The sequence below is a fragment of the Pseudomonas citrullilanati genome (genome assembly GCF_030580855.1).
GTDB lineage: Bacteria > Pseudomonadota > Gammaproteobacteria > Pseudomonadales > Pseudomonadaceae > Aquipseudomonas > Aquipseudomonas citrulli.
Map to the genome: position 1 here is coordinate 28,342 of NZ_JAUQOP010000008.1, position 12,908 is coordinate 41,249.

6 protein-coding genes are annotated in these 12,908 nt (G+C 54.6%); 3 read left to right on the forward strand and 3 right to left on the reverse strand.

All coding sequences use genetic code 11. The annotated features are described in order from the left end of the window. Positions 1-32: 32 nt before the first annotated feature. The 3 genes from Q6A48_RS08265 (at position 33) to Q6A48_RS08275 (ending at position 4,706) form a co-directional block, all read left to right on the forward strand. On the forward strand, positions 33-2,240 hold the full coding sequence (locus tag Q6A48_RS08265) for an AAA family ATPase (protein ID WP_304553375.1): 2,208 nt from the start codon (positions 33-35) through the stop codon (positions 2,238-2,240). Continuing rightward, complete coding sequence (locus Q6A48_RS08270) at positions 2,237-3,250, forward strand: HNH endonuclease family protein (protein WP_304553376.1); 1,014 nt, start codon at positions 2,237-2,239, stop codon at positions 3,248-3,250. Before Q6A48_RS08265 ends, Q6A48_RS08270 begins: the two co-directional genes overlap by 4 nt. A 211-nt stretch (positions 3,251-3,461) precedes the next feature. Then, positions 3,462-4,706 carry a tyrosine-type recombinase/integrase gene (locus tag Q6A48_RS08275; RefSeq protein ID WP_304553377.1) on the forward strand — a complete coding sequence of 415 codons (1,245 nt, stop codon included), beginning with the start codon at positions 3,462-3,464 and terminating at the stop codon, positions 4,704-4,706. Between the two features lie 416 nt (positions 4,707-5,122). On the opposite strand, the gene Q6A48_RS08280 is transcribed toward Q6A48_RS08275, so the two are convergent. The 3 genes from Q6A48_RS08280 to druD form a co-directional block, all read right to left on the reverse strand. Then, positions 5,123-5,992, reverse strand: a complete 870-nt coding sequence (locus tag Q6A48_RS08280) for a hypothetical protein (protein WP_304553378.1) — start codon at positions 5,990-5,992, stop codon at positions 5,123-5,125. 448 nt (positions 5,993-6,440) lie between these two features. After that, the gene (locus Q6A48_RS08285) at positions 6,441-11,948 is read right to left on the reverse strand and encodes a DEAD/DEAH box helicase (protein ID WP_304553379.1); all 5,508 of its coding nucleotides are present in this window, start codon (positions 11,946-11,948) and stop codon (positions 6,441-6,443) included. Positions 11,949-11,961: 13 nt separating this feature from the next. Beyond that, positions 11,962-12,831, reverse strand: coding sequence for a Druantia-type antiviral defence protein DruD (druD, locus tag Q6A48_RS08290; RefSeq protein WP_304553380.1), 870 nt, complete (start codon positions 12,829-12,831; stop codon positions 11,962-11,964). Between the last annotated feature and the right edge of the window lie 77 nt (positions 12,832-12,908).

Genomic DNA, 12,908 nt, shown 5'->3' on the forward strand with positions numbered 1-12,908 from the left:
GCCTGCCAAGTTACAAGTTAAAGGAACTGACTTTGCGATTCGTATGGCGTGATCCCGGCAGTACACCTAGTTCGCTTGCTGCCGAGGCTTTGCTCGGCGAGATGTCGCTCTTGCGAGAGCACTTCGAAATGCCAGCCGCATCGCGGTTGACCCGTCGCCCAAAGTTGAACCGGCGCAAATGGAGTTCCCGGGAAGTAAAGTCGGCATTGCTCGCGGCTTTCCAGGAGAAGTGCGGCTATTGCGAGAAAGACATCGGTCCTTTCGAGTTCGAAGTTCACCATCATCGCCCGATACTCAACGCCAAGGATCGAATGGGTTACTCGGGCACTCCGAGCCCTGACCACTACGCCTGGTACGCCTATGAATGGGCCAATCTGGTATTGGCTTGCCCCGTTTGCGCACGCTACAAGAGTTCGCAGTTCCCCACGCAGTACGAACGTGTCGCGCCATTCACGCCACTGGCGCTGGCCGATCAAGAGCGTCCAGTTCTGATCGACCCCTCAAGCGACGACCCTTTCGAGCACCTGGCATTTAACGTTGAAGGGTTCTGCGTAGGCAGAAACGACCGAGGCAAGGAAACTGTCGACGTTCTAAAACTGAATCGAAGCGAATTGGTGGGACGACGCGCCGCTATTTTTTCTGAGTGGATGATCTTTCTCGAAAAGCTGCGCGGCAGGGACTACAAGGAAATCCTGGCCGACGTAGAGAGCCAACTGAATGATCGCCGTGCCCATGTCGGAGCAGCCAGGATCTGGATGGTTGACGCCTTGCGAACAACCTCAGAGAGCGATACACGGCTACATGAGGCCGAGTTTTGCGCTGAACTGGCTAGATTCATCGACGTATGCAGCCCGCCGAACTGGCGCCAATTCACCGATCAGCTCAAGCGCGGGCACGGGCGCCGGAGTATTTTACGTTCGGATCTCGTTGAAGCGGTGGGCGAAGTTCAAACGACCAAGTTCGCCCGTATCCGTTCGATCCAGGTCAAAAATTTCAAGGGGTTCAGCCGGTTCACCCTGGATCTTTCCAGTCGGTCCGTGGCCGAGCGCGGCATCGCGCCGGCGACCGTGTTGCTGGGAGAAAATGCGGTAGGTAAAAGCTCGCTGCTCCAGGCCATCGCCCTGGGCACCATGGGGAGGGATTTGCGAAGCCAGGTCAAGGCAAACTTCGATGCTTTTCTTCGAAAGCCACAAGAGCGCACAGACCAGATGTGGCAGTCAGCCTCCGACAGCAGAGGCGCGGCCCAGGCCAGTATCCGGATCGAATTTGACGATGGTAGCTGCAATCAGGTGCATATACTGCGGGGTGGCGAGATCCGTGACGAGTCTTTCGAGAGCGCACTGGTGCTTGGCTATGGCGCCCATCGACTGTTCAGTGAGCAACCGAAGAACCACAAGAACATCAAACGGGTTTCGAGCATCGTTTCGTTGTTCAACAACCAGCGAACGCTGCCACATTCGGCCGATTGGCTCGAATCACTTGACGAGAAAATCTTTCCGACGGTAGCTCGCGCACTGCGGGAAATTCTCAATCTGGCGGACGAGGATGAAATCATCCGCACTGACCATTCCGGGCTGTTGATCAGCAAGAATGGCGAAGCCATACCGTTGCCGAGATTGAGCGATGGTTATCGTTCCTTGTTCGCCATGGCGTTGGACATTATCCGCAACATGGTGAAGCGCTGGGGCGACCTGGAGAGCTCACGAGGCATCGTGCTGATCGACGAAATCGAAATCCACCTTCACCCGCGCTGGAAAATGCAGGTGGTCGGCGCTTTGCGTCGCGCCATGCCGCAAGTTCAGTTCATTTTCACCACCCACGATCCACTTTGCCTGAGAGGGATGTTGGAGGGAGAAGTGCATGTACTGATTCGCGATGAGCAGCGGAGCATCGTGGAAATGGGCGGGTTGCCGGACGTCAGCGCCATGCGCGCCGAGCAGCTGCTGACGTCCGAATACTTCGGCCTCGCCAGCACGGCCGAACCTGAAACGCTGCGGCGCATTGACCAGTTGTTGCTGTCGGAGCCTCGTAGTGTCGAGGCACAAGCGCAGTTTTCCGAACGGTTGGGCGCGTTCTCGATGATCGGCGATACCCCGGAGCGACAGGTCGTGAACGAAGCGTTGCGGCGACATATTGTCGAACAGTTCCGCTCCAACCGGCTCGACCGGGCTGAAGTGCGCGAAGAGTCGATCAATCTGATCCTGGAAAGCCTGCGTGATGCCGGAGGGATTGGACAATGATCCAGATCGACCGCAAGGCTGTAGACGAGCCGGCATCACTGGCTGAATCAGACGGCCCGGCAGCCAGGGAGCGAAAGCGCGCTGAAGCTTTTTATGCGGCACGCGCCATCCCACCGGCCCCCTCGAAGACAGTGAGCAAGGGGAAGGCAGGGAAAAAGCCAAAGGTCAAAAAATTCAACTTCACGGCTTACGGGGCAAAGGACGTGAAGCGAGCGCTGAACAAGCTCTTCCACAAGAAATGTGCTTATTGCGAGTCCAGTTACAAAGCGGTGGGCCCCGTCCAGGTCGAGCATTTCAGACCGAAAAACCGGGTGATCGATCATCCTGGCCATACCGGCTACTGGTGGCTGGCATCCGACTGGAGCAATCTACTGCCCAGCTGCATTCACTGTAATAGCAGTGAGTACCATGAGATTCATACTTTCACTGCCGAGCAACCCTATAAGCAAAAGGTGAAGGAGGGTACATACAAGCTCGGGAAATATGACGCCTTTCCGATCCTCGGGCAGCGAGCCATGACCAAAGGCGATGACCTGAGCGCCGAGGACGCCTGTCTCATAGACCCCACGCGACAAGACCCGAACAAGCATTTGCACTGGATAGTTGAGCGAGGCTTGAGCCTGATTGCTCCGCTGAAGGTGGGGAACAACTGGGACCCTTACGGGCTTGCCACCTATCAAATCTTTGGCCTGAACCGAGTGAACCTGGTAGAGGCACGCACCGAGCTGATGCTGGAGATTCAAAACCAACTGTTGAAGGCTGAAAACGCACTCAAGACTGCCGCCACACTGGTCCCGGGGGAGCCATTCTTCGAATATCTGCGCAAGGACGCCAAAACCATATTCGAGGAGTTGAAAGCACGGTCAGCGCCATCGAAACCTTATTCAGCCATGGTCAAGAAACTGGTCACCGATAACCGAAACCGGATAATCGCGGAATTCGAGGAAGCGATGCGGAGCGCACGTCGAGATGCCCATAGCCCAGGAGAGATTGAATTCTCGGCCGAATAGCTAATGCAGCCTGCGGAATTTCGTGTGGAAGACAGCGCAACACGAAATACTTTGTTACGCATAATGTATATTATGTTAAACGACAGGCCATGTTGGAAATGTTCATGAGCCTCCTAAGCCACTGATTCGACCAATTCGTTTTCGACGCCTACTCTTTCAACGGGCCATGTCCATAGTGTTCATGACGATTCCTTGAACGAGGTGGCTGTCGATGAAACTGATTCAGTGCAGGTTCGCTTCAGGTCAACGACTACCGCTGCTTGTACAAGCTGGTGATGCGACGCCTTTGCCCATACTCATTCCGTTCATCTACGTCCAACTCAAACTCAGGCACCGCGCTTACAACACGGCTGTGGCGCACCTGCGCGCGATTCAGGCTTTCTACGCCTACGCCAAAAGCCGAGATCTGGATATCGATGAGGCCATCTTGGCCTGCCACTTTGAGGCGATTCTGGCTTTGCTGGACGGTTACGCTATTTGGCTCCAAAGTGGCCGTCATGCCGATAATCTGATCGCCCGAATCGGCAGAGCTGAAACGGTGCTTTTTCAGCAGATCAGTTCACGAACACGTGATCAGTACCTGCGCCTGCTGAAGAAATACCTGTCTTGGTGCGTCACCCGTTACATCCCGCGCGCCCGTCAGAATTCAGCCACACAGGCCGACATCAACGTGGTATTTGCCGATGTTGCCGACGTCATTGAGCGGCGCTTTGAGAGCCATATCATCAATGCTCGTCCCGATCGCACTCGTTACCGCAGCCTGACAGATATGCAACTACAGATCGTTCGCACACTGATTCGCCCTGGCGCTGTGGAGAATCCGTTCCCGGAGCGTTTGCAACTGCGTAATTGGCTAATGATCGAATTGCTCTTGGAGACCGGCATCCGTCGCGGAGAGCTTCTGAAGCTCTACTCCACGGATATCAATAAAGGGTCTCAGCACGCCTATGTCAGCATCAATGATCGAGAACATGATCCCCGCGATCCGCGCGTTGAAGAGCCTGCGCTCAAAACACATGGGCGGACCGTAGGTATCTCCGCACAGTTGTATGAGGTATACGAGCGCTATATCCAGAGCGACCGGCGCCCTTTGCGCGACGGCAAACCGATGAAATTGCTATATCGCTATTTGTTCATCTCGGATCGTGGCCGCCCGCTGTCGATCCGCGCGTTGTCGAACGTCCTTGACCGGCTGTTTCTGACCATTGAACTGGCTCATCCAAGCACACAACTGCTTTGTGAACGGTTTGGACGTAGAGTCAGTAATGGCACCTTTGAGAAACACCCGATAAATCAGCTTAGCACTCTTCATATCGACTACAAATTACGGCATGGTAATCTGCCTAGAGCGCTAGACAGGGCTGCGTCAGCTCTGATGACTACACATTACGGTACATGTCTCCTGACTACTTCGTATCAGACGCGAAGCGTTGACATGTGCGCCAACCGCTCGTAGAGTTTGATCGGTAGCCCCTGAGGCACTTGAGTTTTATCTCCCCTTGAGGGGATTTGCAAAGCCCGGTTTTTGACCGGGCTTTTGCCTTTGTGCAGTTCGGGATCAGGCGTCAAAGTATACGTAACCATCGTAACGGCGAATTGAGCATCTGGATCGCCATTTACCGTAGCGCTATAAACGGACTGACGTGGCGGGCTAGTGCCACGACGCGGTATAGGCTGACTGCATACGACGGTATTCCTCTTATTCCTGATACACCAGGATAAGGTCGATCAGGTGGAGCCATCCAAGCGGTGGCTTGCAACGCGCCGCGCTAGGCGGGCGGCAACTTAGCTGGCAGCTCCCTGGCTCGCTCGCGGCCAGCAACGCTCACTACGCAGCGCTCTATGAACTGCATATCGCCCCCAAGCAGTGGTCTATTTTCTTTCCTGCTCGGATTTTAGTACCTGCACGCCGTGGACATCTGGTGTTGCGCAAAATACTTCTAGCGCAGCGGCTTTAACGCAAATATTGTTGTATCCGCCAAGAAGTTCGTAGCTATTTACCGTGAGGACCGCGTTCACCCCAGTGGCAATCCTCGCCCTAATTTGTTCTCGTACGCTTTCATCAAAACCATACTCCCTTATCACCCGGTCCAATGTGACATCAACAAACGCGTGCTCAAGCGCGACAATACAGTTTTTGGATACATTCATATAGGTGAGGGGGCCATTTCCCGAGTCTTTAACCACCCCAGTATCCGTGAGTAGCGCACAGCGCTCATCGAACACAGCGACGAATATAGTTGTGGAGAACTCTGGAGCTATAAAAAATTCATTTATAAATCCATCCAACTGGGACTCATCGTCATATCTGTCAACGTAGAGAAACAGTAGCAACAGTCTAATCCACTGCTGATACTCCTTCGACGAAACGCCGTAAGTCTTGCAGATATACGCTTCTTCAGATGAGTTTTTTTTGGCCAGCGCCAGATACAGCGAATGGGCGCCAGGTTTATCGAGGGAGTGATCTAAGAAGTTATCGAACCGCTTTAACACCTCCTTGATTTTATAAGGGTTTCGCAACCAGTTCATTGTTTTATAGGTATAAATAAACTTGACATGACCGAGAAACTTCTCGAAGTCGAAGCCTTCTAAATCCTTCAAATGTATTTTAGGTTGTTTACCCAGGCGACCTCTAACTTCGTTGATCATAGCAAGTAAACTGGACACATGCTCAGGATAGGGAGCTTCGTGACGTTCGAACAAGCGCTCAAAATTCAACCGGTCCTTCTCGCCTGTTCGCATGAAAGTAAATAGATCCTGAAATCCAAGATTTCTCCAGATCTGAGTCTTTCCTTCCAAGCGGATTATTGGTTTTTTGCTATCAACAATAGAGAATCGATAGATCTCAGCCTTTTTTGACTTTGTATCTTTCGAGCAGGAGTTCTGCCGTTGCTCGGATCGTGAAACGAAATGCTGGTTAGCGGTAGGGTTTATGAAATCGTCAAGACTCGTCAAATCTGGCCTTTGGATACAAAAGAGTGGGAGGATGCCACCATTACGGATAATAGCGCCCAGAGAGGAAGGAGTGAGCGTGCCCTGATTTATCACTGACTGAAATAAATCTGCGGGCTACCCAAGCAAGCCCAACTGCCAAGCTTATGTCAGACTTGCCGCCGCAGGTGAGCTCTCACAAAACGCTACCGTCAGTCACGCACCGAGCCTGACTGAGCAGGTGCCTATGTTTCCTAAACTACGTTTTGAAAAGCGCTTGAACTTTCAACTGGGCGTTCGCGAGGTCTGATCGTAGCAGGTACTCGTTGAGGCCGATTACCGCGTGAATTCCTGCTGTGCTGACGCTGGGTTGCTGCTGCTTAATGTTATCAATAAGCCCTGGGTAGCAACCCACCGCAACCGTTTTACCACGTTGTTCAACCAGCAAAGGCGCAGACGAAATCGGGCCAACCCTACAGGCATATCCCGCTAATTCAAGGCTGGCACGAAGCTGAGCCAGTTTTAGCAACTGGTCGGTGGCCGATGAACAGGCTGGAATCTCTCCTCGTACCGCGTAACGCAAGAGCATCGCACCCAAATGCCGATCAAGACGGTGCCGAAGGTGTTGGTTATGGAAGTGGTTGAGGCATTCTGTGCAGGAGGCCTCACATGTGCAGTTTTCCAACAGATTAATAGTGGAGTCTAAAATCTCTTCCATGTGCCGCGCTGCAATCTCTGCGTACCCTGCGCCCCCTGACAACGTGTCGTACAAAAATAGGTCCAGGATACGGGCGTCATCCTGCAGCGCAGGCTCAATCCTAAAGCCAGAACCGAACTCGGCAGGGTCCAGATCCAGTTGCCGATGCCGACTGGCCGCAAGCCGCAGCGCCTCTGCAAGTGAATGCAAGGCATCTTCGAGAATATGCAACACCACCCCGTTTACCGTGTCGGTCACGATAGGCTCCGCGATTTTGAGGCGCAACAGTAGAAGGTCCGTGTCGAAGTGATGGCCCAGCAACACGCGTGCGAACTGCCCAGAGCACTTCGGAGGTGTTCCTTTTGGACCTAGTTGCTTGTAGGGGCGGTCATGTGGCCCCGCGTTCGCCTCCTGATCAAAGACTGAGGCATGGCCGCATTCCATGCACACTGAAAAGCCCCCTTCCCCGGTGCCTTCCTTACCTCGGTTGACGGTGACGAGCGTGCGGTCGATGGCATAAGTATAGCTTGCATACGGACCACAGGCGGAAAAGCGGAAAATCTCCGGATCAACAGGTTGCGGCAACTGCGCCATCGTCGCGTAGGTGATTTCCTGCTCGCGGTCATTTTCCGGCAAATCCGCGGCGCTCTCCGGGCCGAACACCTCCGGCACAATCATCTGTTCTGTCACCAATTGTTGGCCGCAGACGGGACAGTTCATCTGTTCTTTGCCTGAACGATTGGGATCACGTACAAACGAGCAGGCTTTACAGTGTGTGTGCGGTTTTTTGTTTTCGAAGAGAGGGCCTGCACGATTTACGACACCCGCTGGTAGATCTGCAAAGACACCGCCAGAGCGATAGGTTTTCTTGTCAATAACGATGAGGCGCCCCGGTGCGTACTCGCTCAGGGCTTTGATGATCGACTGTTGCGGGCGTTGCACCGTCCGCACTTCCCAACGTTCTCGGGTGTTTTTGCTCAACTTTTCCACGAGAAAACTGCAAAGACTGGTCGGGAACGCGTAGCTCGGGAGCAACCCGTGAAAGAACAAAAACTCCAGAAGTTCTGCCTGTTCCGTACTCGGTGGAGGATCCTCGCCATTCTGGATACCTTGTTCAGCGAGACCTTCATGCCTCGTAGTCACCTCGACGGTTATGCTCAGCTTCTTGAGTTCCTCAAGCAAGCCCTTACTGGTATCAGCCAGCCATTCCATCAATGAAAGTCCGCGGGTATCCAATCCCGGCGGTAGCCATGCGACAATGGACTCGCTCAGATCGCCGTCACTGGCCAGGACCCGACGAGCCACCCAAGCTTCGAAGCTATTCAGAGTGGGACCGGTTTGCTCGGTGCTGCAGAAGAAATCCTCAGTAGGCCCTAGTGCTTTGAGCAACGATGAATTTTTTTCAGTCAACGCACCGGTGCATTGCGCCATGATTTCATGGAAAAAAGTCTGGATTAGGTAAGCGTGGAGATGCCGACGGGCGATTTTCGCATTATCGATCTTGACCTCCGGTGTCCGAGGTGGACCTGCCACGATACTTTCAGGGTTTAAGAAGTAGTGGCTGTCATGCGGACCATTCTGTGAGTAGGTGACAACGGTAGAGACCGACGAACCGCGCCGCCCTGCCCGACCAGCGCGCTGTTGGTAGTTTTCACGCTGTGGAGGGACATTTCGCAGCGCTACTGCCACCAGCGAGCCGATGTCGACGCCTACCTCCATGGTCGTTGTGCAACTGAGTACGTCGATCGGGCGGTCTCGATCCTCAATTAGCACGTCTTGGAACCGCATCTCATAGAGCTCTGTGGTCGCGTGCACCCTGCTACGGTCACGGTTCGACAATTGTGCGGTATGTTCCTCGACGCTCATGTTGGACAGCTCTGCTCCGGGCGTTAGCGCCCTAGCTACTGGAAGCCGCCAGAAGTTTTTACGAGCCGTGACATATTCGCTGTTCTTTGGATCGAGAGACGATGCTGCGTCGCTGCCGCATGCCAGACAAACTTTGCCTTCCAAGGCGAAAGGCATCAGCACAGTGCAGTCAGTGCATTGCGCCCAACAGTGGGCTAAGTCGACGACAACGGCTAAGGAGTCAGGCACCAGGAACCAGGCGCCCTCGAACTCTTCCGCCAATTGGTCTCGGAAGATCGCTTCAACGCGCTGTACTGCCTCACTTGACCAACCGAAATGATTGGTTAGGCGCTCCTTCAATGATTTTCCAAACTGACCGTTGCTGCCCCAGGCCGAATTCGCATAACCGGCTGCCTTCCAGCGATAGACCGACTCAATGGATTTGTCGAACGCATACTCCTGCAGCATCGAGTCAATCCACCCTACCGCCAATTCACGGACGTTCGCTTCGCTGATGGCGAGCCCGGTCTTCGACAAGTGTTGGCTGAGTTTTCGCAATTTCAGAGGGGTTGGCTCAACGAAGCCGACCATTGTCCCCGTTAGTGAGTAATAGTTGCCACAAAGGAGTTTTAGTAGGGCAATCTGGTAGCGCGCCGGGATTTCCTGTGGCGTAAAATTCGCTTCAATGGCTTCCACTAGGTCGGAATCATAATTGTCATCAAATAATTTACGTGCGCTCTCGACTCTTCTCGAATCACCGCCATCGAACATCGGCAGGTCGTGCTCCGTCAATACGGAAAGGAAGGCTAAATATAGTAAGGCTGTGGGCTTGGCGGGTTTTTCCAGATCCATTAGTTTGTGACAAGCCAGTGCGACAGCCTGTCGAAACACGTCGAGTTCGATATCACGTGGAATATCACGTGCTAGCCGAGCGGCCTTTTGCCGACCATCTGAGAAAATCAACACCTTGCGCCCTGCGTTCGGATGCCGTTTATCTTTGGCTCGACTGGCGGATTGTTTCGCCATTTGCGTCCGGACGAGCGCAGTGAACGGCGCCTCCCCCTTGGTGAGGTGATCCATGATTTTCGATGGAGCATCTTTGGCGTTTTTGATCTTACGCGTACAGACCGGACAGTGATCAAAGGTGAGATTGCCTGCATCCGCCGCCTTGTCCGGTACACGGACCTTCCGGAACCCGGCTTCATCGCTCGGCTGTTCATCAGAGAGCCTGCCACTGGCCATATGTAGCCATTTCTCGATATGTCGACTGCGAGGATGGATCGCGTTCTCTACACACAACTCTATCGGCATCAGCGTGGATACCGAACCGTCGGATAACGGCCCACTGGGCTGATGCCAAACGAAGTCTTGGTCCTCGTTTACAAAACCACGTAAAAAAGCGGCTCCGCAGTCACGATGTGTGAGCAGTTCATACACGCGGCCATTGGCTTCGCAGCCACACTGGGTTAAAGGTTTCGTATACAGACGGCCTAAGATAGTGGGACCGTGATGATGGCCTAAGCGCTTGGAGCAGACAGGGTTCACGCAGGCGAACAGGCCAGGCAATCCGCGATGGAAGAGGTGCAGGCGCGTTGGGAGCAACACCCGCCCATCCGTGCTCCGCTGTGCGTAGCTACCCAGTGCTAAAAGCGTGTCCGTGGCTTTTTCCGCATCGACCGCAGGGTATCTGCCAAACAGCCGATCACTCAGATCGTCTAGTCGAACCGCACGCCCTGATACCTCGGTGATCAAGTTTTCTAGCGGTTCGAATCCGGAGAGATGTTCGAACAGCCAGTTTCGAAACGCAGCATGATCCCCGCACGGTGGTTGGCTCCAGCCGAGCCGATGGGCGAGTTGCGCCGCAGCTTCAGTTGCCGCATTTAAGTCCTCGGCCGAACGCTGAAAATCGTCCAGATTAAAATCTGCCAGCGCCTCAAGATGTGCTGCTGGCGCTGCCTGTGATACGCAACGTTGCTCCGGTGTCCCCTGGATAACCCTGACGCGTCGTGGCGATGCGTCGGCCAAGCCCGTCAAGTCTCGCGCAAAACGCTCGCCATCAACCGAAGCGGTGGCTGCGGGTCCGAGACTCGCACTGGTCATGATGCATCGCATGCGCTCTCGTGGAATGTCGAGCCGCGCGCAAAGACGTCGGATCAACAAAGCCACCTCGGCTCCACCGGCTCCCCTGTACATATGCGCTTCGTCCAGAACGAGGATAAACTCGTTGCGCGGGTCCGCTTTGAGCCAGGCCTTCGTCTGATCAAAGATATTGCGCTCGATAGGTCGCATGAGCATGTATTCGAGCATGGAATAGTTGGTGATCAATAGCTCGGGACAACGCGCTTGCATTTCATGGCGAGTCATCATTTCGCGATCAGTGGACTGGGTCTCAAGCCGGCCTGCCCAATGCTTTCTGGTGAAGTTGCCGCCCTTCTTCTTCCCTGATGCATAGGTCTTGGTTTCAATGGATGCGGCGCCGTAGAACCCCTCCAAGTCCTTGCTCGGCCATCGCCCGATCTTGACCAACTCGTCTTTCACGGCAGGCTTCACGGCCACTTTATTATAAAACTCTTCAAACAGTGGCTCTATGAAGCGCTCGTCGCGCTCTTTGGAGCGCTCTCCCGGGTACGGGGTGCGCCCGGTATAGCTACCGAAACGGATCGGCTGGGAGCGGTTTTGAGTCAAGATCGACGATGCCTCAGTATTTCCTATGAGGCGTCGGATCCGCGCCAACTGGTCATTGACCAAGGCGTTCATGGGGTAGAGCAACAGCGCCCGACAGCCGGGCAACTGTGCTGACTGGGGGCGCTCCTGGCCCTCAATCGCCAATTGACCAATGATTGGCATAAGAAAACTTTCGGTTTTGCCAGAGCCGGTACCCGTTGCAACAACCAGGTCCGCGGCCTCGGCACCTAAAAAAGCCGTGAGCGCTTGCGATTGGTGCTCGTATGGACGAGGGTAAAGCCCGAGCCCCATGAGCGACAACTGGGTGAGCGTATCGGAAGCAATCCTCGGAATGACGAGTTGATCGAACGGATCGCCTATTTTGTAGACTGCCGTCGCTTCCACATAAGGTGTCTGGACAATAGTTTCAGAGCGCAGCAGCAGAGCATGACGCTCTCTGACGAGCCCTTCATCACGAATATGGTATTGGGCTTCGATGTATTGTCGAAGGCTATCGGCCAAACTTTTCGCTGTCTCGTGAACACCCGATGCTTCATTCATTGAAATCCCCCCATTATTGTCTTCCCTCTGCAATCGGGCGTTCTGTCAGGTCCACGCGCAACCCGGCAAGTGCTTGACGCAGCAGCGGAAACATCTCACGCGGTATCACATATTCGGTCGTCCCTGCACCGCCAGGCGACGATATTTGCCAGCCCAGCAGCAGCGCTCGTGCCTCTTCCCGCGGCAAATGACGATTCAGGCGCAGTCGAACCTGTGATTGCGACACATGCGCTTGAACTTTCATGGGATAGCCGGCTTGTGCGTCGAGGTGAAACTGCAAGCGCCTCGCCTCTTCCCGTCGCAGTCCCGTCATTTGCCGAAGATGCCCTCGCGACACCTGTACCACAAAGTATTCAAACCGTGGACCTGTGCGGCATCTGGCAAGGAAGAGACCTTCTGCGGTCGCGCAAACAGGCAGTGCGATCCATTTGCCACTAGCCCTTATTGAAACGTCCGCTAGCTCACTAGTCGCAGGTGTCAGTTGCGCCTTGGCACTTGTCAACAACTGGATCGACCACTCCTGCAATCCTTCGAGCGGCGCGCCAATCCATTCCTGTGGTTCCCAGAGGTCTATGCGTCCAGCGCAGGCATCGATGTCGATCAGCCTGAGCCTCCCTGCCCCACGCATCGTGATTGACCAGGGAAAAGTTTGTGCAGGCCCACCGCCAGTGATCACGGCCAGCGGGCCTCCGGTTCTGATCGCCTGTGGCGGGGGGGTTAGCCAACGTCCGCCGTCGAGTCGCACCAGATCCCCTAGCTCTCCCAGGTTCTCCAGAATCGCTTTGACGCCCGGTTCAGCGGATTGCTCATCGTCGAGAGTCGGCCACAAGGGGCGCAAACGCCGGCGAACCAGACTCGTCAAACTGAGCGTGGTCGCCGGCACCCAAGCTTCCCGATCCGTACTAGGGGCAGAACACAGATAGGATGCGGCCCGAAGACACTCCGCTACGGCCGCGATCC